The following is a 21,949-nucleotide window of genomic DNA, read 5'->3' on the forward strand; positions in this document are numbered from 1 at the left end:
CACGTCCTGCCAAAACCGGCGGTTTCCATGCCACAATCGCCGCAGACAGTCGCCGGGGCAGCCTGCCCGACTCGCGCGCCGTGCCAGGCGTGCCCGGCGACACGCCGGAATCCGGCTGCCGCCTTCGCGAATCTCGTCGCCCGATTCGCGCATCGCGGCGCACCGGCGCGAATCCAACCAAGACAATCCACGGCGCGCCGCTGCCGGCCAGACGCTCGACGCGATGCCCGGACGCACGACGCCGCAGAGGAAACCAACCGGTGACGGACATCAATGAAGCCGCCGCGGGCGGCACCCGCAAGCAACGGCCGGCGGTCGGCATCTCGCTGTTTGCGCGCGACGGCCAGGCGATCTGGGAAAACGGCATTCACCAGAACATCGCGTTCCTCGCGATGATGCTCAAGCGCTCGGATCGCGTCGGCCCTGTCTATTTCCTGAACGGCGGCGACGCCAACGCGCTGCCGGCCGGCCTCGAACTCGACGGCCTCGACATCCCGCTCGTGAAACCCGCCGACGTCACGCACGAACTCGACGTCGTGATCGAAATGGGCGCGCAGTTGCCGGTCGAATGGCTCCGGCACATGAAGGCGCTCGGCAAGAAGATCGCCGCGTTCTTCTGCGGGCACGTGTATGCGGGCCTGTGCGAAACGCCGATCTTCGGGAAGCCGTCGGGGCACGTGTTCAACGGCGCACCGTTCGACGAAGTATGGCTGCTGCCGCAATACGACAAGACCGCCGCGCCGATGCTGCAGACGATCCTGCGCGCGCCCGTCCACCTGATGCCGCACATCTGGTCGCCGTACTTCCTCGAGCGCCGCGTGGCCGTGCTCGCCGACGAAGGCGCGACGTTCGGCTATCAGCCCGGCCAGCGGCCGTGGAAGCTGGCGATGCTCGAGCCGAACATCTCGGTCGCGAAGTCCTGCCACTACCCGATGCTCGCGTGCGACGCGTTCTACCGCGCGCGGCCTGACGCGGTGCAGCACATGTTCGTCGTCAATTCGATGCACATGAAGGAGCATCCGACGTTCGTGCACTTCGCGAACAGCCTCGATCTCGTACGCCAGCACAAGGCGACGTTCGAACCGCGACTCGACCTGCCCGGTTTCATGGCCCGTCACGCGGATGCGGTCGTGTCGCACCACTGGGAAAACGGGCAGAACTATCTGTATTACGACGTGCTCTACGGCGGCTATCCGCTGATCCACAACTCGACGCTGATCGGCGACGCCGGCTATTACTACCCGGACTTCGATTCGGCCGCCGGCGGCCGCGCGCTGCTCGAAGCGTGGCTGCATCACGACGAACGCCTCGACGACTACCGTGCGAAAGCCGACCGGCTGCTGCAGTCGGTCTCGATCGACAACCCCGCGAACCTCGACGCGTTCGTCTCGCGTCTGGTCGCCTGAACCGGAGCATACGCATGTCGGACTCCAATGCCCGTCAAGCGCCCGGCGAGGGCAAGCGTCTCGTCGTCGGCGTGTCGCTGTTCGTGCGCGGCGCCGGCCAGTCGCTGTGGGAAAACGGCATTTTCCAGAACTGCCTGCTGCTGATCCTGCTGCTGCGCCAGTCACCGCTCGTCGCGGATGCCGTGATGGTGAACGGCGGCGAACAGGTCGCCGATCCGCAGATGATGCTCGGCGAGTGGAACGTGCCGCTGCTGTCGATGGATGAAGCGCTCGAGCGCTGCGACGTACTGATCGAAATGAGCGCACAGTTCGGCGCGGACTACCTGCGCGCGTTCCGCGAGCGCGGCGGCAAGGTGGTCACGATGCGGGTCGGCAACGACTACGTGATCGACATCGAACGCGCGATGTTCGACAAGCCGTCGGGCTTCCTGTTCTCGGGCGCGCCGTACGACGCGGTGTGGACGATTCCCGAGTTCGAGCGCTCGTGCCTGCACTATTACCAGACAGGCCTGCGCGCGCCGGTCACGATCGTCCCGCACATCTGGCATCCGATGCTGTTCGACAAGGCGCGCGCGACGCTCGGCGCCGGTTTGTCGTTCGGCTATCAGCCGGGCAAGCCGCGCTGGCGCGTGACGATGTTCGAGCCGAACATCTGCATGGTGAAGACGAGCATCATCCCGATGCTGATCGCGGAAGAGGCCTATCGCGCGAACCCGGCATTCCTCGAATTCGTGCGCGTGTGCAACACGATCCACCTGAAGGATCACACGACGTTCATCCACTTCGCGAAGAGCCTCGACATCGTGAACCACGGGATCACGACGTTCGAAAGCCGCTATGCGGTGTACGAGTTCATGGCGGCCTACGGCGATGCGGTGGTGTCGCACACGTGGGAAAACGCGCAGAACTACCTGTACTACGAGCTGCTGTACGGCGACTATCCGCTGATCCACAACTCGCCGTTCCTCGGCAAGGCCGGGTATTTCTATCCGGACTTCGACTGCCAGGCGGGCGGCCGCGTGCTGCTGCAGGCGTTCGTCGAGCACGACGCGAATCTCGACGCCTACCGCGAGCAGTCGAAGCACGTGCTCAGCTCGGTCAGCATCTACAACCCCGAGAACGTCGCGGCCTATACGGACGCGATCGCCGCCCTCTATCGCGACGCGTGACAGATCCTCGCCCCACGGAGCCGATCCGATGAAACTCAATGTCGCGATAACGATGAACGTGCAGCGCGACGCGACGCAGTCGATCTGGTACAACGGCGCGAACCAGCACTGCGTGTACCTGTACATGCTGCTGAAGCAATCGCCGCTGATCGGCGAGGTCTGGCTCGCGCACGACAACGGCATCACCGAGTATCCGCCGGCGCTGATGATGGATGCGTTCGGCAGCGCGTTGCGGCCGCTGTCGGCCGTCGTCCACCAGACCGACCTGCTGATCGAGATGAACGCGTTCGTCGACCCGTCGCACACCGAGGTCGTGCGCCAGCGCGGCGGCAAGTGCGTGTCGTACCGCTTCGGCAACGACTACGTGATCGCGGTCGAGACGATCAACTTCGAGAAGAACGACTGGCGGCCGAACCCGCACCGCGTGCAGTTCGACGAGATCTGGACCAATCCGCAGCACATGCACACGTGCGCCGCGTATTTCCAGGCCGTGTACCGCGCGCCGGTGATCGAGCTGCCGCATATCTGGTCGCCGTATTTCATCGAGCGCAGCCTCGACGCCGATCCCGAACTGAAGGCGCGCTTCGGCTATCGCAACCACGGCCCGGCCAAGCGCATCGCGTTCTTCGAGCCGAACCTGAACGTGGTGAAGAGCGCGATCGTGCCGATGCTCGCCGCGAACGCGTGCTACGTCGAGCATCCGGAGCTCGTCGAGCACGTGTACATGACCAACACGTTCGACAAGAAGGAAAACGTCGCCTTCAAGCATCTCGCGCTCGGGCTCGAGATGGTGCGCGACGGCAAGGCGACCGCCGACGTGCGCGCGCCGTTCGTCGCGTGGGCCGCGCATCACACCGACATCGTCGTATCGCACCACTGGGAAAACGGCCTGAACTACCTGCTCTACGACGCGCTGTACGGCAACTACCCGCTCGTGCACAACTCGCCGTTCCTGCGCGACGTCGGCTACTACTACCCGGACTTCGAGATCTTCGATGCGGCGCGCGCGATCGCGACCGCCGCGCAGACGCACGACGCGCGGCTCGATGATTACGCGGCCGCCGCCCGTCGCTGCCTGCATCAGGTCGATACGCTCGCCGAGCACAACGTCCGCGCGTATTCCTCGCAGATCCAGCACCTGTTCGCCGACCGCCCGCTCGGCTGATTGCCTTCGCACGCGCCCCTGCCCATGAATCAGACCGTCCGCAATTTCGTCGTGATCGATTCGATCCACGGCCCGTTCGTCATCAACCGGCACTGCGCATTGCAGGCCGAGGCGCTGATCAAGACCGGCCGGCCGCATATCCAGGGCGAACTCGACACGATCCTGCAGGTGATCGACCAGTTGCCCGACGGCGCGATCGCGGTGGACGGCGGCGCGAACGCGGGGCTCGTGTGCGTGCCGATCGCGCACCGGCTGCGCGAGCGCGGCGGCCGCGTCTATGCGTTCGAACCGCAGCGCACGCTGTTCCACGCACTCGGCGGCACCGTCGCGCTCAACCAGCTCGACAACCTCCATCTGCTGAACATGGGGCTGGCCGCCGCCAACGGCACGATGAAGGTGCCCGATGTCGACTATGGGCAGGATGCCGATTTCGGTTCGGTGTCGCTCGTCGACGGGCAAGCGTCGGGCGGCACGCCCACGCCGGTCGTCCGGCTCGATTCGCTCGGCCTGCCCCGGCTGGACTTCCTGAAGCTCGACATCGAAGGGATGGAAATCGAAGCACTGCGCGGCGCGCGCCGGCTGATCGAAACGCACCTGCCATGGTGCTGGATCGAATACTGGAAAGTCGGCGAGGCGCCGATCATCGACACGTTCGCCGGTCTCGACTACACGTTCTACCGGATCGACGGCCTGAACATGCTGTGCGTGCCGAACCCGCGCTGGGACCGGCAGCGCCTGGTCATCACGGGCGAACCGCTGGCCGTCGGCTCGACGGCCGAACACGGCACGGCTCCCGCGACGGCCGCGCCCGCCGATGCCGACGCACCCGAAACGAACTGGAACCGCGCGCTCGATCACGAATCGCGCTGCGAGTGGGGACACGCGATCGACCGCTGGCAACGCGCCCGCGGCCGCGGGCTCGACGACGATGCGATCGCGCTGCAGCTCGCGTCGTGCTACGGCTTCGCCGGCGCGCCCGAGGCCGGCCTCGCGGCGCTCGACCATTTCGGTGATCCGGCCGCGCTGCCCGACGCGGCGCGCGGGCGCATCGAGCTGGCGCGCTCGGCGCTGCTGCTGCGCGCCGGCCGGCGCGACGAGGCCGCGCGCGCCACCATCGACAGCGAGAACGTGCTGACGGCCGCGCAGTTCGGGCTGCCGACGGAACGGCTTTACCAGGGCCAGCCGCTGCATGGCAAGCGGTTGCTCGTGCTCAGCTATGGCGGCGTCGGCGACCAGCTCCAGTACGCCCGCTACCTGCATGCGCTCGACGCGCTCGGTTGCGCCGGCGTGACCGTCGTCGTGCCCGACGCGCTGACGGAGCTGCTGCGCCATACGTTTCCGCGCATCGAATTCGTCGGCGCGCACGGCGCGTGGGTCGACACGTCGAATCTCGCACACGACTACTGGTGTTCCTTCCTCGTGCTCGCCGCGCAGTTCGGCTACGCGCCGGCGCCGGAAGGCGTGCCGGCGCCCTACCTGACGTGCCCGCCCGCGCATCGGGCCGCATGGCGCGAGCGCGTGTCGCACGACGGCCATGCGCCCGGCACGCGCCGCATCGGGCTGAACTGGCGCGGGCGCGACGAAAGCGACGCGCGCTTCCATCGTGCGGCCAGCCTGCGCGATTTCGCGCCGCTTGCGCGGATGCACGGCTATGCCGCGTACTGTCTGAACCGCGACCTGTCCGCGCAATCCGAGCAATCGGATCTGCCGGTCACCTTCCCTCATCAGGCGATCGGCGATTTCAGCGATCTGGCCGCGCTGATGCTCGCGATGGACGCGGTGGTGACCACCTGCACCGCACACATCCACCTCGCCGGCGCGCTCGGCGTGCCGGCCGTGCTGCTGCTCAGCCCGAAAGCCGACGCACGCTGGGAAACCGGCTCGCGCACCGCGCTCTATCCGGGCATCCGGATCGTGCGCGCCACGCACGTCGGTCAATGGGACGATGCGATCGACCGCGCGATGGCGCTGGTGCTCGGCGGTTTCGGGAAGGACTGATCGATTCGACGGGCCGCGCGACCGGGCCGCGGCAAAGGGCCCGCACCCGCGCCGCTTGCGTTACGCCAGCACCCGATCGCCGCTTTGCGCGGCGAATGCGCGGCCATGCCGCCGCCCCATGCGCGCGAACACCGCGAAACAACGGGTTGCTCGCCGGCCTACGCCGCCCGATTGCCTGACGAGGCTGTCGGATACGCCGCGCGCGATCGCCGACTCGTCGCCGCACGCGCCGGCGATGACGCCCGCGTAATAGTGCCGGGCCGCCAGCTCGCGGCCGCCCGCATCGAGCGGGCTCATCCGCTGAATGCGGCGCGCGACATGTGTCAGGCCGTCCAGATAGGGCGCGACGTCGATCGGCGCATCGGTCGATTCGGCGCCCAGTTGCCCCAGCATGTCGGCCAGCTCGGCGATCGCGACCAGGTCGCGCGCATCGGCCGCCTGCGTGCCCGTTCCGCCTCCGGCTTTCATTCCCGCCATGCCCACGCCCCTTTGCGATTCGTCTCGCCCCCGGCGCGCGCCCCGCGCGCCGCCCTGCCCGTTCCCGCGGTCACGCGGCGGCCGGCGATCGCCATGAAAAGCGGATGCCCTGCGCCCACGTGACGCCGGCATCCAGGATGATCTGCCGGTCGGTCTCGCTTTCCACGCCTTCGACGACGACGTGCCGCGCCCCTTCATGCGCAAACGCGATCAGCCGGCGAAACTGGTAACGTCCGATCGCGTTGCGCTTGATCAACGACAGGACCGACCGGTCGAGCTTCACGATGTCGGGATTGCCGACCACCAGATTGTTCAACGCGCTGAAACCGACACCGAAGTCGTCGATCGCGATCCGGCACCCGGCGTCCCGGAAGCGGTTCACGAACGACCGGCCCGCGACCGGGTTCAGCGGCCCCGTCTCCGTGATCTCGACCACCAGTCGCGCGGCCACCGACGGCTCGCGCTCGAGCCGCCTGAAAATCGCCAGCCACCCGTCGTCCACGACCGCGCTCGCCGCCGCGACGTTGCAACCGTACACGGCGCCCGGATCCGCGCGCAGCGCGTCGATCATGCGGCCGACCACCAGCCGGTCGAACCAGCGCATCAGCCCGAGCGCTTCGAGGCGCGGCAGGAAGGCGAGCGGCGGCAGCGCATCGCGCTCGCCCCACCGCAGCCGCGCCAGGCATTCGTGGTACAGCACGCCGCCCGACAGGTCGGCGCGGCACACGGGCTCGTGCGCGAATCCGAGCCGGCTTTCGACGAAACTGCGTACCGACGCAAGGTCGGGGTGATCGTCGGGCGCCCCGAACACGAGATCGATTTCATCGAGATTCGCTTTCCGATTCGCCTCCTGGCGAGCTTCGACCGCATTCATCCGGCGCTCCGGCTAATGGCGAGCCGCCGATCACGGCTCGACCTCAACACATAAGCGGAACGAGCCGACCTCGACGCGCTCCGCTGCCTACCCGGCCCATCCTGTATGTCGACTTTTTTCCGGGGAGCGTACTGTTCGCTTCGGCGCGCCGTCAAATTCGATATTTTTACGATATTCGGTTACTTGAAATACACCATGCGCGCACGATGCCGACAGTGCGACAGGTTACACAACCCAAATTGCGAAAAAACCAAAAAAAAACCGAATTGTTTATCTTTTCGTCCAAGCGGTTTTATCCGAATCGCCTTTTCCGGCTTTGCTCGTCGCGCGAACCGGAACATCGTCAATTGATCCGATAAATACCGGACCATGAAGCGCCGCACGTACTCGACAGCTCGGCGCGAAACGCCGGTCTCCGTCCATGCCGCCTCCCGCGCGAAACCTGCTGCAGCGCGTCATTCGATCAGCGCAGCATTCAATTTCCACGTTTCAAACGATATTATAAAATTCCGAAACGGAATCAATCCCCGTTTAACCGATAATACCAATTTCAATTATATGAAGATTGTCGATTGAAACATATTTAACAATCTTAAAGACTTGTTAACCTATAAACTTGTTTTTGACGGACTTCCCTCGGAGCCGTCAATTTCGTGCCTTCGAAAACCGTCGAACCGATCGGGTTCGGCGGTTTCTTTTTTAACGACATTATTTCGTCAGACATTAGGGCGGGAGAACCCCGATGGCGGCCGCGAGCGCAACGAACGTGCGCCGCGGGAATTCGGCCTTATGCGGCCGTCGCGCCGATCAGGTTCGCGAGCAGCGCGTCGTACTCGGCGACGAGCGCCGGATTCGCCGACGTGTAGCGGCGCAGGATCTCGCGCTGCCGCTGCGTGTACGCTTGCCAGTCGTCGTCGTGCGTATGCAGCGCGTGCAGTAGCGCCTCCGCGCCCTGCTGCACGTCGTTGTCCGGATAGTAGTAGCCGAGATCGGGCGCGAGACTCGCGTTGTGCACGAGCGGATAGCCCTGCCAGCACACGTCGAAATAGAAATAGTTCAGCGGGTTCGACCATTGGTGCGACACGACGATATCGGTCAGGTCGGCCAGGAACAGCGGCGTATCGAAGCGCCCGACGAAGCTCGCCTTGCCCGCGCGCACGATGTCCAGGTAGTTCATCAGCATCACGAACTCGGGGCTGTCGTGCGCGAGGCGATCGGCGTTCGCCACGTGCGTGAAGCAGATCGCATCGGGATCGCGACGATACGCTTCGTCGATGATCAGCATCGGATACACGCAGAACTTCACGACGTCGTGGTTCGGCTCCATCACCGTGAGCCGCTTGCCGGGCTCGCTGCGCGGCCGGTATTCGCCGCGCTCGGGCAGCGACTGCGCGCGTTCGGTCAGGAACATCGGATCCCACACGAACGGCACGACGCGCCCCGGGCAGCGGCGCAGCGACTGCAGGAACGGCAGCGACGACGGCGCGATCTGCGGGATCGCCCACACTTCGTCGTAGCCGCGGTTGATGAACAGCGAATCCCACAGGCGGCGGCCGAACAGTATCGACTCCATCGCCGCGATGTACTCGACGCCGCAGCAGTAGCTGACGAGCTTCGCGCCGCGCGCTTTCAGGTAGGCCGTCTGCTCGGCGTTGACCTGCCCGCCCAACTCGATCACCACGTCGAGCGTGTCCTTCATGTCGGCGAACGCCTGCGTGTCGTACACGCCGCGATCCCACGGCAACGCGTCGGTCAGCGGTACGTCGGTCGTGTTGACCAGCGTCACGCGGTAGCCGTGCGGCGACGCCATCAGCAACTTCGCGAGGAACAGCGCGTTCTGCTTGATGCCGTTGATCCACAGGCTTTCGTCGGGGGCACGCAATCCGATCGTGATACCGATGCGCAGGCCGGTCAGGACAGGAGACGTCATCGTCGGCGGGATGGAAAGTTGAACGGGGATGGCATGGCGCAGTGTAGCGCGCGAAGCGCCGGCCGCGTCAAGCGGCGGCAACCCGGCATTCTAGCGGAGCGCCGGCCGCACACTGTCAGGGATGGTCAGCGGCCGGCCAGGGCCGTGCCAATCCGCCCGATCGCTATGCGATACTCGTGCCGCCCGGCGGCCGGTTTTCTCGAGGCATTCGAGCAGGCAGCACGCGACCTCGCCGCACCACGATCAAAATCAAGGCACACAGAATGGAACACGATGCCGCGCAAGTCTTCCAGACCCTCCATGACGAACCGCGGCGGCGCTCGCAGGAAAGCGCATCCGGGCGGGGTGCCGAGCTGAAGAACACCGCGCGGATCGTGTGCGCGCTGCCCGCCCTTCGGAGCGCACGATGATCGTCCTCAGTCATTTTTGCCAGCCCGCGCCCGCGAGCCTCGAGAACCACCGCCGGTACGCGCAGGCGCACGGCTATCGTCACGAGGTCGTCGACGCATCCGCGATGCCGCAGGCGCTGCCGCTGCGGCCGCTGCATCGCTACGAATCGCTGCTTCACGTGCTGCGCGGCGCGCAACCCGACGAACTCGTGCTGCTGCTCAGCGAAGACGCGGCGATCATCGAACCCGTCGCGCTCGATCGCCTGATGACCGGGCGCGACAGGCTGTTCGTCGACGCGTTCGCGTCGCCGCTGCCGCAGGTCGACGTGCAGATCTGGCGCAACACGCCGGACGTGCGCGCGATCGTGATGCGGCTCGTGCAGCGCTGCAAGCTCGGCAGCGAGCCGAGGCTGACGTCGGAAGCCGCGCTGTTCGCGGATCTCGATACGCATCGCTACATGACGCCGATCGACGGGCTGTACGCGGTCATGCCGTCCGGCCCCGACCTCGATCCGATGTGGAGCCGCGAACCGACGTTCGCGATCAGCATCGACGACACGCCGCACGATCCCGAACGCAAAGGCGCGACGCCGCGCTTTCGCGACACGCTCGTCGCGTACGTCAACCGCTGCCGCGCCGCCGGCCGGCCGCTGTTCGCGTTCGATCACGCCGCCGCGGCACCCGACGAAACCGCCGAGCGCAGCACGTACAACCCCGGCCGCACGATTGCATTGATGATGCTGTACACGCCGAACATCGGCAGCTATGCACGCGTCGCCGAACGGAATTTCCGCCGCTACTGCGACGCGCACGGCTACACGCTGTACGTGCATCGCGACATTCCCGCCGAGATCGGGCTGAATGCGACGGGCAACTGGTTCAAGCCGTGGCTGCTGCACGCCTACCTGCAGCACCATGAATGGGTCGTGTGGCTCGATGCGGACGTGCTGATCGCGAACCAGCGGCAACCGCTCGAGCGGCTGCTCGAAGGACGCGACTGGCTGCTCGCGCAGGATATCGGCCAGTGGGCGTTCAATTCGGGCGTGATGGCGTTTCGCCGCACCGAACGCAACGACGCGATGCTGCGCGACCTGATGACGACGATCGCCGCGCTGCACGACCGCTCGAGCGTCTATGCCAGCGACGGCGACCAGCTGCATTTCATTCGCGCGATGGAGCGCGACGGGCAGTTGCAAGGTGAAGGCGTGGCCGACCTCGTCAGCTTCAACACACCCTGGCTGTTTCGCCGCGAAGGCAGCTACATCGTGCATTACTACGGCATGTGGTCCGCGATGCGTGCGCTGATGATGGCGCACGACGACGGGCTGCTGCGCTGACGCCACCGCCGCCACGTCATCGATTCGCAAACGCGACGCGCCGGCCGGATTCAACCGGCCGGCGCGTCGTCGCATCGGTTGCCGTCGTCAGATCGCCGCGATCGTCGGCGTCACGGCTGCCGGGTCGGTAAGGCTCGCCTTGCCGGTCTCGACGTGCCCCGCGATGCGGCGCGTCCAGCCGGCATTGCCCGCCACCGCGAACTGCAGGTCGTACCAGTGGCTGCTGCACGACAGGTCCCAGTGCGCTTCGACGCGCTGCCCAGCCGGGACCGTCAGCGTGCGCGCCGCGCCGCCGTATGCGACATCGGTTGCCGTGACCGTGAGCGGGCCGGTGCCTGCATTGGCGATCGTCACGTACACGTCGCCGTTCGCGGTGTCGTAGCACGGCGTGATTTCAGGCTTGGCAGCGGCATCCGCAGCAGCCGAGCCCGCGAAGCGCCGGAAATAACCGTTCGGCCCCCACACGCTCACCAGGTAGTTGCCGTTCGCATCGAGCGCCCACGTATCGGTCAATTGCTTGCCGGCTTCGACCGTATAGCGCCGCGGCATCGCGGTGGGGTCGCCCGTATAGACCCAGAAATGCGCGCCCTGCGCGCCGGTATTCGCGAACGTCAGCGCGTAGCCTTGCGCCTGCAACTGGCCGGTGACGTGCAATTCGTACGGCAGCGCGCGCGCCGGTCGCGTGCCGGGCTCCTGCGCGGTCACGACCTGCTGCGCGGTGCTGGCCGGCGCGGTCTGCGACGACGCCCGCGAGCATTGCAGATCCGCCTGCGCGACATACGCCTGCGTGCTCGGCAGGGTCGGCAGCGTCGCATCCGATTTCGAGAAGTCGAGCGCCGACGTCAGGTCGCCGCAGATCGCGCGGCGCCACGGCGAGATGTTGGTCTCCATCACGCCGAAGCGCTTCTCGATGAATTGCAGCACCGACGTGTGATCGAACACCTGCGAACACACGAAGCCGCCCTTCGACCACGGCGACACGACGAACATCGGCACGCGCGGGCCGAGGCCGTACGGCAGGTTGTCGGCCGTATAGGTGCCGGCTTGCGTCGCCGTCACGACGTTGTGCCGCTCGAGCGACACGTCCACGGTGCTCATGCCGGAGCCCGGCAGCGTCGGCGCCGACGGCGGCACGACATGGTCGAAGAAGCCGTCGTTCTCGTCGTACATGATCAGCAGGACCGTCTTGCTCCACACGTCCGGATTGGACGTCAGCGCATCGAGGATCGTCGACAGGTAGTACGCGCCGTACAGCGGCGTGAACTTCGGATGCTCGGAATACGCGGCCGGCGGCAGCAGCCACGACACCTGCGGCAGCGCATTCGCCTGCACGTCGGCCTTCAGCTGCGTGATCGGACGCGTGCTCATCCCGCGCGTCTGCAGCGACGAACCGGCCGGCGCGTTCACGAAGTTGTTGAAGCACGCCAACATGTTCGTGCCGTAGTTGCCGGTGAAGTTGTCGAACCCGGTGCCCTGCTGATAGATCTGCCACGAGATGCCGGCTTTTTCGAGCCGTTCCGGATAGGTCGTCCAGCTGAAGGGCGGCAACTGGACCTTGTCGAACTGATTGTCGATGTAGTCGGTGTTGTCGAGCAACGGGCCGCCGCCCGTGCCGAGCGGATCGACCATGCCCGTCATCAGGTACATGCGGTTCGGGTGCGTGTTGCCCGGAATCGAGCAGAAGTAGTTGTCGCACACCGTGAACGCATCCGCGAGCGCGTAGTGGAACGGGATGTCGTCGCGAACGTGATAGCCCATCGTCATGTTCGACTTCTGCACGGCCCACTGATCCGCGCGGCCGTTGTCGATCGCGCCGTGCGTCGTCGCCCACGTGTGCGGCAGGCCGCCGATACATTGCGCGTTGACGCCCGGGTTCGTCGTGTCGTAGCGGAACGGTGCGATCACGCTCGACTTGTCTTCCTGGCGCGGCTGGAACCACACCGGCTTGCCGTTCGGCAGCGTGACGGGGAAACGGTCGTTGTAGCCGCGCACGCCGCTCAGGTGCCCGAGGTAGTGGTCGAACGAGCGGTTCTCCTGCATGAACACGACGATGTGCTGCACATCCTGGATCGTGCCCGTCACGGTGTTCGGCTCGATCGCCAGCGCCTTGCGGATCGATTCCGGCAGCAGTGCGGTGGCGGCGGTCGCGCCGGCGAGGCCGGCCGAGAACTTCAGAAAATCGCGTCGCGAATGGAGGGCCATGCTGGTTGCTCTTGATGGGATTTCTGGTGGAAACGGCCGGTATCAGGAAGCGGGCGACGAAGCAGGCGCGGTGAAGCCCGGCGGGCAGCGCATCTGCGCGGTGGCCACCACGGCGCCGCCGCACGCGGCCTTCTGCTGCGCGACAGGCGCGGCGGGTGCGGTCAGGTCGTCGTTGCAGGCGCCGAGGACGGCGGTCAGCGCGATCAGGCCGACGACCGCGAAAGGCCGTAGGGCCGACGTTCGCATAACGGTTCTCCGTGAGGATGATGACGTGACGCGAACGCGAACCCCGCGCCGGTCATATCGACGCCGAGATGCTATGTTCGACTTGTTACACGACGGTGTCGCGCGACAGCAGCCGACGCGCAGGCAGATCCCCGCGTGGGTGCGGAAATCGCAGGTGCGCCATCGACTGGCCCTTTTTTGGAGCCGCTACATCGTCCACCGCCCGGTTTCAATCGCCGTCTCCATCATTTTGATGGTGAGCGGACGCTCCAGTATTTTGTCCCTGGCGTCGGCGCTGAATGGCGACCTGAATACCGTCATCAAGAATCGACCCAATCCCAGTTTCCGCGAAGGGTAATAATAATCAATGTCGAAATCGGAAATATCGACACCAAACGTTTCCGAAAATCTCCGCATCAATCTCGACATGGCCCTGTCGGAAATTTCAAGATCGATGCAGAGATCCGTGTCCTCCGTAATCTCGAGTTCGCCCCACAGTGGCGAATCGGCCTCATCCCGCACCATCTCTATCAGACGACCGTCCATTAAAAGCGATCCTCCTGCTTGACCAGGCCATTGTACGTGACTGTCGAGCGATACATGATGACTGATATATCGATCGCGGTAATGATCCAGCCGACCACCGGTATGGCCCGCCCGACAAAGGCGCCGAGCTCCCGGGTAAATTTGATCTTGAGCAGCAGGAGGCTCTTGAATGACGTTACCGTGGGCAGAATCTTGTACTTGAGTTCATAGGGCAACACCTTTCTCGATACCCTGGATGCGATCGAGGTTCCCTTGACCGCTCCGGCGAATTTCCCTCTGGTCGGCACGAACCTTTGACCTAACAAAATCATTGCAATCCCGACAGCATCATCGATACCCAATTCATCACAGGCCACGTCGATAACAATCAGGCAGAAAAGTTCTGGCGGAGTAAGGTCGATGTGAATTCCGTATTTATATTTGCTCGCCATCTCAGTCTTTCTCTCGGCTACATTGCGCAGGACACCGGGCCGCACATCCCGGCGATTACGCTAACGCAACCATGTCGAGCATGGGCAGGAACGCGCAGCCGTTTCTCCAATCGAGCGTGATTTTCCGGACACCCCGGAAAGCAGTCGCGATCGCGCGCGGCCTTTCTCCACAAGAGGAAGCAGTCAGTTCGTTTTGGCGCAGCAGTCCGGACGGGGCCGGTTTCGATCTTTGAACAACTGTTGCAACGGGCAAACCGGTGCAAGGCAGCGCGACAGCGCATATCGAGCGGCCGGTCACCGACGAGAATCCCAGGATTATTCAAAAATCCTGAAGCTGCGACATGCTAATTATTCGTTTTTGTCTACGCGCGACGAGCGCGACGATCACAACACTGGAATGCGATGTCGTCCTGATGCAGACATATCAGGTGTTCGCCGCCGGATGGTGTCGGAGACGCTCGGATTATGGGGCACGATGGCCCGTGCGTAAGAGCCGGCAACGGCCCTCACGCGTATGCAACGTTCAGCCTTCCGCCACCATCAGCAACTGCGCGCCATCCGCAACCTGGTCGCCGACGCCGTACAGCACTTCCGCGACCACGCCCGCGCTCGGCGCGCCGATCGTGTGCTCCATCTTCATCGCTTCCATCACGATCAGCGGCGTGCCGGCTTCGACCTTCTGGCCCGGCTCGACCAGCACCGCAATCACCTTGCCGGGCATCGGCGCGGTCAAGCGGCCGCCGCCCTGCTCCGCGTCGCCCGCATGCGCGAGCAGGTTGCGCCATTCGAACGTCTCGACCGCGCCCTGCGTGAACACGTGGAACGTATCGCCGTCCGCATACACGCGGCCGCTGCTGCGCACGCCACCGAGCGTCACGTCGAAATCGAGCGGCGTCGCGCCACGCGTCCATGCGAACGGCTGCGCGGCCGCATCGCCGATCGCGACGCGCGTGCCGGCGCCGTCGTCCTCGTACGTGACCGTCACGTCCGCTTCGCGATCGGCCGCGTGCCATGCGAGCGTGCGGCGATAGCCGCCGTTCAGCCGCCAGTCCGGCAGCGAACGCCACGGCGACGCGCCCTCCTGCGCGGCCGCCTCGCGTTCGCGCGCAAGCAGCGCCGCGCAGGCCAGCGCAAGCGCCGCACGCGGCGGCTGTTGCGGCGCGAACAGCGCATCGTGGTGGCGCTCGATCAGCCCCGTGTCGAGATCGGCGATCGCGAACGGCTCGCACGCGACGATCCGCTGCAGGAACGCGGCGTTCGTATGCAGGCCGACCACTTCGCACGCGCGCAGCGCACGCAGCATCAGGCCCAGCGCTTCCGCGCGATCCGCGCCGTGCACGATCAGCTTCGCGATCATCGGATCGTAGAACGGCGTGATCGCATCGCCTTCGCGCACGCCGCTGTCGACGCGCACCGACGCACCGATGTCGAACTCGACGCCTGCGGGCAAACGCAGGTGCTTGAGCGTGCCCGTCGACGGCAGGAAGCCGCGCGCCGGATTCTCCGCGTACAGGCGCGCCTCGAGCGCATGGCCTTGCACGCGCAGTTCCTCCTGCTTCAGCGGCAGCGGCTCGCCCGCCGCGACGCGCAGTTGCCATTCGACGAGGTCGAGCCCCGTGACCATCTCGGTCACCGGATGCTCGACCTGCAGGCGCGTGTTCATCTCCATGAAATAGAACGCTTCGCCCGTCATGATGAATTCGACGGTGCCCGCACCAACATAGCCGACCGCGCGCGCGGCCGCGACGGCCGCTTCGCCCATCGCCTGGCGCACGTCCTCATGCAGGCCCGGCGCCGGCGCTTCCTCGAGCACCTTCTGGTGACGGCGCTGCACCGAGCAGTCGCGGTCGAACAGGTAGACGGTATTGCCGTGCGTGTCGCCGAACACCTGCACTTCGACGTGACGCGGGCGCGTCAGGTATTTCTCGATCAGCACGCGGTCGTTGCCGAAGCTGCTTGCCGCTTCGCGCTGGCACGACGCGAGCGCCGCCGGGAAATCCTCGGAGCGCTCGACCACGCGCATCCCCTTGCCGCCGCCGCCCGCGCTTGCCTTCAGCAGCACCGGGTAGCCGATCTGGTCGGCTTCGCGATGCAGGTTGGCCGCATCCTGGTCGTCGCCGTGATAGCCGGGCACGAGCGGCACGGCGGCCGCGTGCATCAGCGCCTTCGCGGCGGCCTTCGATCCCATTGCCGCGATCGCGTCGACCGGCGGCCCGATGAACACGATACCGGCCGCTTCGCACGCGTGCGCGAAATCTTCGTTCTCCGACAGAAAGCCGTAGCCGGGGTGAATCGCCTGCGCGCCGGTCGCACGCGCGGCTTCGATGATGCGCTCGATGCGCAGGTAGCTGTCTGCCGCGGCCGATCCGCCGATGTGCACGGCTTCGTCGCACGCGGCCACGTGTTTCGCGTTCGCATCCGCGTCGGAATAGACGGCGACGCTCGCGATCCCGAGACGTTTGCACGTCGCGGCGACGCGGCACGCGATTTCGCCGCGGTTGGCGATCAGAATCTTGTCGAACATGGCTTCGATGTCGTCCGGAAGGTTGGGGTCACGCGATCATTCACGCCACGACGGCGTGCGCTTTTCGAGGAAGGACGCGATCCCTTCGCGCGCTTCCGCGCCGGCGCGGGTCTTCGCGATCCAGTCGGCGGTCTGCTCGATCAGCGTCGCGTCGAGCGCGCGGCCGGCCACGTCGGCGACGAGCCGCTTGCACGCCTTCACCGCGTCGGGGCCGTTCGCGACGAGCGTCGCGGCCAGCTTCGCGACCGTTTCGTCGAGCGCGTCGGCCGGCACCGCATCGTGAATGAAGCCGAGCGACGCGGCACGCGTGCTGTCGAACACTTCGGCCGTCGTGAAGTAGCGTCGCGCCGCGCGCTCGCCCATCGCACGCACGACGTACGGTGCGATCGTCGCGGGAATCAGCCCGAGCCGAGCTTCCGACAGGCAGAACTTCACGCCGTCGGCGGCGATCGCAATGTCGGCCGCCGCGACGAGGCCCACGCCGCCCGCATACGCGTCGCCGTGCACGCGCGCGATCACCGGCTTGCCGCAGCGATGGATCGCTTCGAGCATCCGCGCGAGCTTGCGCGCATCGGCGCGGTTCTCGTCGTCCGAGTAACCGGCCATCTTCTTCATCCAGTTCAGGTCCGCGCCCGCGCAGAATGCGGCGCCTTCCGCGGCGAGCACGATCGCGCGCACGCCTGCGTGCGCATCGAGCCATTCGAACGCGGTGGTCAGCTCGGCGATGGTCGTCTCGTTGAACGCATTGCGCACGTCGGGACGCGCGAGCGTGACGGTCGCCACGCGGCCGGCTTCGCTTACCTTGATCGTTTCGTATCGCATCGGTCGGTCCTCCCGGGCGTTACATGCGGAACACGCCGAAGCGCGTGTCGTCGATCGGCGCGTTCATCGACGCGGCCAGGCCGAGCCCGAGCACGTCGCGCGTCTGCGCGGGATCGATCACGCCGTCGTCCCACAGCCGCGCGCTCGCGTAATACGGATGGCCCTGGCGCTCGTACTGGTCGCGGATCGGCTGCTTGAACGCCTCCTCTTCCTCGGTCGACCACGAACCGCCCTTCGCTTCGATGCCGTCGCGGCGCACGGTCGCGAGCACCGACGCGGCCTGCTCGCCGCCCATCACCGAGATCCGTGCATTCGGCCACATCCACAGGAAACGCGGGCCGAACGCGCGGCCGCACATCCCGTAGTTGCCGGCGCCGAACGAGCCGCCGATGATCACCGTGAACTTCGGCACCTTCGCGTTCGACACGGCCGTCACCATCTTCGCGCCGTGACGTGCGATGCCTTCGTTCTCGTACTTGCGGCCGACCATGAAGCCCGTGATGTTCTGCAGGAACACGAGCGGGATCTTGCGCTGGCAGCACAGCTCGATAAAATGCGCACCCTTCACGGCCGACTCGGAAAACAGGATGCCGTTGTTCGCGACGATCCCGACCGGATGGCCCCAGATGTGCGCGAAGCCCGTGACGAGCGTCGTGCCGAAGCGCGCCTTGAATTCGTCGAACTCCGAATCGTCGACGATGCGTGCGATCACCTCGCGCACGTCGAACGGCTTGCGCGTATCGACCGGAATCACGCCGTACAGGCTCTTCGCGTCGTAGCGCGGCGGCTTCGGCTCGCGCAGCGCGACCGGCGGCGCGATCTTCGGCGCGAGGTGACTGACGATGTTGCGCGCGATCGACAGCGCATGCGCGTCGTTCTGCGCGAGATGGTCGGCCACGCCCGACAGGCGCGTATGCACGTCGCCGCCGCCGAGATCCTCGGCGCTCACTTCCTCGCCGGTCGCGGCCTTCACGAGCGGCGGCCCGCCGAGGAAAATCGTGCCCTGTTCCTTCACGATGATCGACTCGTCGCTCATCGCCGGCACGTAGGCGCCGCCGGCCGTGCACGAGCCCATCACGACGGCGATCTGCGCGATCCCCGCCGCCGACATCGTCGCCTGGTTGAAGAAGATGCGGCCGAAGTGGTCGCGATCGGGAAACACGTCGTCCTGGTTCGGCAGGTTCGCGCCGCCCGAATCGACGAGGTACACGCACGGCAGCCGGTTTTCCGCGGCGATTTCCTGCGCGCGCACGTGCTTCTTCACGGTGACCGGGTAGTACGTGCCGCCCTTGACCGTCGCGTCGTTGCACACGATCACGCATTCGCGGCCGGCAATGCGGCCGATCCCGGTGATCACGCCCGCGCCCGGCGCGTCGTCGTTGTACATCCCGTTCGCCGCGAGTTGCGAGAACTCGAGGAACGGCGCGCCCGGATCGAGCAGTTGCGCGATGCGGTCGCGCGGCAGCAGCTTGCCGCGCGACAGGTGCTTGTCGCGCGCGGCCTGGCCGCCGCCCTGCGCGAGCTGTTCGATCTTCGCGCGCAAGTCGGCGACGACCGCCTCGAGCGCGGCGGCATTCGCGCGGAAGTCTTCCGAACGCGGGTTCAGTTTCGATTCGATGATCGGCATCGACGGGGCTCCGTTCGCGTGACGTGGGGCGTTACATCGTTTCCGCGAACAGCTCGCGGCCGATCAGCATCCGGCGGATTTCGCTCGTGCCGGCACCGATCTCGTAGAGCTTCGCATCGCGCCACAGCCGGCCGACCGGGTATTCGTTGATGTAGCCGTTGCCGCCGAGGATCTGGATCGCCTCGCCGGCCATCCACGTCGCCTTCTCGGCCGTGTAGAGGATCACGCCCGCGCAGTCCTTGCGCACCTGGCGAATATGGTCGCTGCCCGCCGAGTCGAGATGGCGGCCCACTGCGTACAGGTACGCGCGGCATGCCTGGAACGTGGTGTACATGTCGGCGACCTTGCCCTGGATCAGCTGGAATTCGCCGATCGACTGGCCGAACTGCTTGCGGTCGTGGATATACGGCACCACCGCGTCGAGACACGCGGCCATGATGCCCGTCGGGCCGCCCGACAGCACCGCGCGCTCGTAGTCGAGGCCGCTCATCAGCACCTTCACGCCGCCGTTCAGCTGGCCGAGGATGTTCTCTTCCGGCACCTCGACGTCCTGAAACACCAGCTCGCCCGTGTGCGAGCCGCGCATGCCGAGCTTGTCGAGCTTCTGCGCGACCGAGAAGCCCTTCATCCCCTTCTCGACGATGAACGCGGTGATGCCGCGCGAATTCGCTTCGACGTCCGTCTTCGCGTAGACGACGAGCGTGTCGCAGTCGGGGCCGTTCGTGATCCACATCTTCGTGCCGTTGAGCACGTAGCGGTCGCCGCGCTTGTCCGCGCGCAGCTTCATGCTGACGACGTCGGAGCCGGCGTTCGGCTCGCTCATCGCGAGCGCGCCGATGTGTTCGCCCGACACGAGCTTCGGCAGGTACTTCTGCTTTTGCGCTTCGGTGCCGTTGCGGTGGATCTGGTTCACGCACAGGTTCGAGTGCGCGCCGTACGACAGGCCGATCGACGCCGATGCGCGCGAGATCTCCTCCATCGCGACCATGTGCGCGGTGTAGCCCATGTTCGCGCCGCCGTATTCCTCGGAGACGGTCATGCCGAGCACGCCGAGATCGCCGAACTTCTTCCACAGATCCATCGGGAACTGGTCGGTGCGATCGACTTCCGCCGCGCGCGGCGTGATTTCCTTCGCCGCAAACGTCGCGACGGCGTCGCGCAGCATCTCGATGTCTTCACCGAGCATGAATTGCACGCCGGGCAGGTTGATCATGTCTCCTCCGTCTCCAGAAAGTGTGTCGCACTCACCGATTTCTGAGTTTCGCTCAAATCGAATGAATACGTCGATTCATTGACCAATACAGCGGAAATTTTGCACAGTTTCGCGCCTCGCCGGGTTCGGCGTCAATAGTTTTCTGAGTGATACTCAGATATGATGCGAGCATGACAGCCGCTGCCGCCGACACCATGACCGCCACCGCCAAAGCCGACCGCGCCGACACGCCGCGCGCACCCGCCGGGCGCAAATCCCAGCAGCGCGTGCAGGACATCCTGCGCGCCGGCCGTGAAGTGTTCGCCGAAAAGGGTTACGAGCATGCGACGGCCGCCGAGATCGCGCAGCGCGTGGGCGTGTCGGAGGCGACGGTGTTCAGCTATTTCCGCGGCAAGCGCGAGCTGTGCGCGCGTGTGATCGCGGATTGGTACGACGAAATCATCGCCGCGTTCGAACACGGGATGCCGCGGGACGCGTCGGTGCAGCAGCAGTTCGCGTTCATCGTGCGCACGCACTTGCGGCTGATGCTCGTGAACGGCACGGGGCTGTGCGCGCTGGTGCTGTCGGAAGGCCGTGCGAAGCAGCATGCGCTGAGCGACGAGCTCACCGCGCTGCAGCGCCGCTACACGGCGCCGCTGATGGACGTGCTCGCGCGCGGCCAGGCGGCCGGGCAGGTTCGCGCGGATCTGCCGCTGAGCCTGCTGCGCTCGATGGTGTTCGGGCCGATGGAGCACGTGCTGTGGGATGCGATCCTCGGGCACCGCAAGCTCGATACGGAAACGACGGCCACGCAGTTGATCGACATGCTGTGGGCCGCCATGCAGCCGCCGGCGCCGGAGCAAGCGGCGCTAGTGCGCTTCAGGAACGAAGTCGCGGAAGCGGTGCGGCGACTGGAAGGGCAAGCGTCACGCGCGTGACGCCGGCGGCCCGCGCGGCTGCCGCCCCGCCGTAGCCCCACCTCCATTGCCTCGGAGCCGCTACGAATCCTCGCTCACCCGCAGCGGCGCGCGGCTCTGCTCGTTGTTCAAATGCACGAACTTGCGCAACAGCCGCATCAGTTCCTGCGAATCGTCTTCGCCCATCCCGTCGAACAGCCCGGCACGCAATTCCTTCACCGAAGGAATCAGATGCGTGAGCAACTCGACGCCGGCCGGCGTCAGCAGCAACCTCCGCTGACGCCGCGGCAGCACTTCGCGGACGATCAGCCCTTTCGCTTCGAGCCGGACCGCGAGATCGGCGGTGGTCGACGTGTCGAGCGCCACCCGCTGCGCGAGCGTCACCTGATCGAGCCCCGGATTCTCGTAGAGCATCCGCAGGACCGCGTACTGCACGGGCGTCACGTCCCGGCCCAGCTTCTCGTAGAACATCGCGACCGCGATCTGGTGCGCGCGCCGGATCAGGTGCCCCGGTTCGTCGTACAGATCGAGCGGGAAAGCCGGCAGGTCGGCGGGAGTCTTTTTTTCCATGGATGAGTCGATGACATAGGCGGCGCGCACCGGTTGCGCGCGCCGTCGGCATGGCGCTGCCTCGCGCCATTTCCCGGGAAAACCAGTATACCGCTCGCCTTGTATCCGCCAATCTCAATGAGTACACTGAATCTCATTCAGTACACGG

19 protein-coding genes are annotated in these 21,949 nt (G+C 65.9%); 7 read left to right on the forward strand and 12 right to left on the reverse strand.

Features of this window, described 5'->3' with window-relative positions:
- Positions 1 to 260: 260 nt before the first annotated feature.
- Genes HWX14_RS35330 through HWX14_RS35345 form a run of 4 tightly spaced genes read left to right on the forward strand, consistent with a single transcriptional unit; the run spans position 261 to position 5,738 of the window.
- Positions 261 to 1,406, forward strand: a complete 1,146-nt coding sequence (locus HWX14_RS35330; protein ID WP_175886665.1) for a DUF2827 domain-containing protein — start codon at positions 261 to 263, stop codon at positions 1,404 to 1,406.
- Between the two features lie 14 nt (positions 1,407 to 1,420).
- Positions 1,421 to 2,575, forward strand: a complete 1,155-nt coding sequence (locus tag HWX14_RS35335) for a DUF2827 domain-containing protein (RefSeq protein WP_175886666.1) — start codon at positions 1,421 to 1,423, stop codon at positions 2,573 to 2,575.
- A 28-nt stretch (positions 2,576 to 2,603) separates the two neighbouring features.
- Complete coding sequence (locus tag HWX14_RS35340) at positions 2,604 to 3,740, forward strand: DUF2827 family protein (protein WP_175886667.1); 1,137 nt, start codon at positions 2,604 to 2,606, stop codon at positions 3,738 to 3,740.
- Positions 3,741 to 3,764: 24 nt separating this feature from the next.
- Positions 3,765 to 5,738: an FkbM family methyltransferase gene (locus HWX14_RS35345; protein WP_175886668.1), complete on the forward strand. Its 1,974-nt coding sequence runs from the start codon at positions 3,765 to 3,767 to the stop codon at positions 5,736 to 5,738.
- 60 nt (positions 5,739 to 5,798) lie between these two features.
- On the opposite strand, the gene HWX14_RS35350 is transcribed toward HWX14_RS35345, so the two are convergent.
- The 3 genes from HWX14_RS35350 to HWX14_RS35360 all read right to left on the reverse strand — a co-directional run bounded on the left by HWX14_RS35350 (position 5,799) and on the right by HWX14_RS35360 (position 9,019).
- On the reverse strand, positions 5,799 to 6,215 hold the full coding sequence (locus HWX14_RS35350; RefSeq protein WP_175886669.1) for a hypothetical protein: 417 nt from the start codon (positions 6,213 to 6,215) through the stop codon (positions 5,799 to 5,801).
- 70 nt (positions 6,216 to 6,285) lie between these two features.
- Positions 6,286 to 7,089: an EAL domain-containing protein gene (locus HWX14_RS35355; protein ID WP_175886670.1), complete on the reverse strand. Its 804-nt coding sequence runs from the start codon at positions 7,087 to 7,089 to the stop codon at positions 6,286 to 6,288.
- 787 nt (positions 7,090 to 7,876) lie between these two features.
- Positions 7,877 to 9,019 carry a DUF2827 domain-containing protein gene (locus HWX14_RS35360; RefSeq protein ID WP_175886671.1) on the reverse strand — a complete coding sequence of 381 codons (1,143 nt, stop codon included), beginning with the start codon at positions 9,017 to 9,019 and terminating at the stop codon, positions 7,877 to 7,879.
- A 263-nt stretch (positions 9,020 to 9,282) separates the two neighbouring features.
- On the opposite strand from HWX14_RS35360, the gene HWX14_RS35365 reads away from it, so the two are divergent.
- Together HWX14_RS35365 and HWX14_RS35370 are read left to right on the forward strand one after the other, a co-directional pair.
- Positions 9,283 to 9,429, forward strand: a complete 147-nt coding sequence (locus HWX14_RS35365) for a hypothetical protein (RefSeq protein WP_175886672.1) — start codon at positions 9,283 to 9,285, stop codon at positions 9,427 to 9,429.
- Positions 9,426 to 10,745: a galactosyl transferase GMA12/MNN10 domain protein gene (locus HWX14_RS35370; RefSeq protein ID WP_175886673.1), complete on the forward strand. Its 1,320-nt coding sequence runs from the start codon at positions 9,426 to 9,428 to the stop codon at positions 10,743 to 10,745. The genes HWX14_RS35365 and HWX14_RS35370 overlap by 4 nt, the downstream gene beginning before the upstream one ends.
- Before the next feature lie 87 nt (positions 10,746 to 10,832).
- Here HWX14_RS35370 and HWX14_RS35375 read toward each other — a convergent pair whose 3' ends face one another.
- The 8 genes from HWX14_RS35375 to HWX14_RS35410 form a co-directional block, all read right to left on the reverse strand.
- Complete coding sequence (locus HWX14_RS35375) at positions 10,833 to 12,947, reverse strand: phospholipase C, phosphocholine-specific (protein WP_175886674.1); 2,115 nt, start codon at positions 12,945 to 12,947, stop codon at positions 10,833 to 10,835.
- 42 nt (positions 12,948 to 12,989) lie between these two features.
- A complete protein-coding gene (locus HWX14_RS35380) occupies positions 12,990 to 13,193 on the reverse strand; it encodes a hypothetical protein (protein ID WP_011694854.1) in 204 nt (67 codons plus the stop codon).
- A 186-nt stretch (positions 13,194 to 13,379) separates the two neighbouring features.
- The gene (locus HWX14_RS35385; protein WP_175886675.1) at positions 13,380 to 13,718 is read right to left on the reverse strand and encodes a DUF1493 family protein; all 339 of its coding nucleotides are present in this window, start codon (positions 13,716 to 13,718) and stop codon (positions 13,380 to 13,382) included.
- Positions 13,718 to 14,149: an STM2901 family protein gene (locus tag HWX14_RS35390; protein WP_175886676.1), complete on the reverse strand. Its 432-nt coding sequence runs from the start codon at positions 14,147 to 14,149 to the stop codon at positions 13,718 to 13,720. Before HWX14_RS35390 ends, HWX14_RS35385 begins: the two co-directional genes overlap by 1 nt.
- 523 nt (positions 14,150 to 14,672) lie before the next feature.
- Entirely contained in the window at positions 14,673 to 16,673 is a 2,001-nt protein-coding gene (locus HWX14_RS35395; RefSeq protein WP_175886677.1) for an acetyl/propionyl/methylcrotonyl-CoA carboxylase subunit alpha, read from the reverse strand.
- Between the two features lie 36 nt (positions 16,674 to 16,709).
- Positions 16,710 to 17,495: an enoyl-CoA hydratase/isomerase family protein gene (locus HWX14_RS35400; protein WP_175886678.1), complete on the reverse strand. Its 786-nt coding sequence runs from the start codon at positions 17,493 to 17,495 to the stop codon at positions 16,710 to 16,712.
- A 19-nt stretch (positions 17,496 to 17,514) separates the two neighbouring features.
- Complete coding sequence (locus tag HWX14_RS35405) at positions 17,515 to 19,122, reverse strand: carboxyl transferase domain-containing protein (protein WP_175886679.1); 1,608 nt, start codon at positions 19,120 to 19,122, stop codon at positions 17,515 to 17,517.
- 31 nt (positions 19,123 to 19,153) lie between these two features.
- Complete coding sequence (locus HWX14_RS35410; protein ID WP_175886680.1) at positions 19,154 to 20,335, reverse strand: isovaleryl-CoA dehydrogenase; 1,182 nt, start codon at positions 20,333 to 20,335, stop codon at positions 19,154 to 19,156.
- 170 nt (positions 20,336 to 20,505) lie between these two features.
- Here HWX14_RS35410 and HWX14_RS35415 point away from each other — a divergent pair, with 170 nt between their 5' ends.
- Positions 20,506 to 21,252, forward strand: a complete 747-nt coding sequence (locus HWX14_RS35415) for a TetR/AcrR family transcriptional regulator (protein WP_175886681.1) — start codon at positions 20,506 to 20,508, stop codon at positions 21,250 to 21,252.
- A 60-nt stretch (positions 21,253 to 21,312) separates the two neighbouring features.
- Here the strand turns inward: HWX14_RS35415 and HWX14_RS35420 are convergent, their stop codons facing one another.
- The gene (locus tag HWX14_RS35420; RefSeq protein ID WP_126368719.1) at positions 21,313 to 21,801 is read right to left on the reverse strand and encodes a MarR family transcriptional regulator; all 489 of its coding nucleotides are present in this window, start codon (positions 21,799 to 21,801) and stop codon (positions 21,313 to 21,315) included.
- Between the last annotated feature and the right edge of the window lie 148 nt (positions 21,802 to 21,949).

The sequence above is a fragment of the Burkholderia sp. BCC0044 genome, assembly GCF_902832955.1.
Classification (GTDB): Bacteria; Pseudomonadota; Gammaproteobacteria; order Burkholderiales; family Burkholderiaceae; genus Burkholderia.

Bases quoted from the DNA above. Each gene is read 5' to 3' on its own strand.
- HWX14_RS35335 (WP_175886666.1), top strand. From the start codon at position 1,421: ATGTCGGACTCCAATGCCCGTCAAGCGCCCGGCGAGGGCAAGCGTCTC.
- HWX14_RS35340 (WP_175886667.1), top strand. From the start codon at position 2,604: ATGAAACTCAATGTCGCGATAACGATGAACGTGCAGCGCGACGCGACG.
- HWX14_RS35345 (WP_175886668.1), top strand. From the start codon at position 3,765: ATGAATCAGACCGTCCGCAATTTCGTCGTGATCGATTCGATCCACGGC.
- HWX14_RS35350 (WP_175886669.1), bottom strand. From the start codon at position 6,215: ATGGCGGGAATGAAAGCCGGAGGCGGAACGGGCACGCAGGCGGCCGAT.
- HWX14_RS35355 (WP_175886670.1), bottom strand. From the start codon at position 7,089: ATGAATGCGGTCGAAGCTCGCCAGGAGGCGAATCGGAAAGCGAATCTC.
- HWX14_RS35360 (WP_175886671.1), bottom strand. From the start codon at position 9,019: ATGACGTCTCCTGTCCTGACCGGCCTGCGCATCGGTATCACGATCGGA.
- HWX14_RS35365 (WP_175886672.1), top strand. From the start codon at position 9,283: ATGGAACACGATGCCGCGCAAGTCTTCCAGACCCTCCATGACGAACCG.
- HWX14_RS35370 (WP_175886673.1), top strand. From the start codon at position 9,426: ATGATCGTCCTCAGTCATTTTTGCCAGCCCGCGCCCGCGAGCCTCGAG.
- HWX14_RS35375 (WP_175886674.1), bottom strand. From the start codon at position 12,947: ATGGCCCTCCATTCGCGACGCGATTTTCTGAAGTTCTCGGCCGGCCTC.
- HWX14_RS35380 (WP_011694854.1), bottom strand. From the start codon at position 13,193: ATGCGAACGTCGGCCCTACGGCCTTTCGCGGTCGTCGGCCTGATCGCG.
- HWX14_RS35385 (WP_175886675.1), bottom strand. From the start codon at position 13,718: ATGGACGGTCGTCTGATAGAGATGGTGCGGGATGAGGCCGATTCGCCA.
- HWX14_RS35390 (WP_175886676.1), bottom strand. From the start codon at position 14,149: ATGGCGAGCAAATATAAATACGGAATTCACATCGACCTTACTCCGCCA.
- HWX14_RS35395 (WP_175886677.1), bottom strand. From the start codon at position 16,673: ATGTTCGACAAGATTCTGATCGCCAACCGCGGCGAAATCGCGTGCCGC.
- HWX14_RS35400 (WP_175886678.1), bottom strand. From the start codon at position 17,495: ATGCGATACGAAACGATCAAGGTAAGCGAAGCCGGCCGCGTGGCGACC.
- HWX14_RS35405 (WP_175886679.1), bottom strand. From the start codon at position 19,122: ATGCCGATCATCGAATCGAAACTGAACCCGCGTTCGGAAGACTTCCGC.
- HWX14_RS35410 (WP_175886680.1), bottom strand. From the start codon at position 20,335: ATGATCAACCTGCCCGGCGTGCAATTCATGCTCGGTGAAGACATCGAG.
- HWX14_RS35415 (WP_175886681.1), top strand. From the start codon at position 20,506: ATGACAGCCGCTGCCGCCGACACCATGACCGCCACCGCCAAAGCCGAC.
- HWX14_RS35420 (WP_126368719.1), bottom strand. From the start codon at position 21,801: ATGGAAAAAAAGACTCCCGCCGACCTGCCGGCTTTCCCGCTCGATCTG.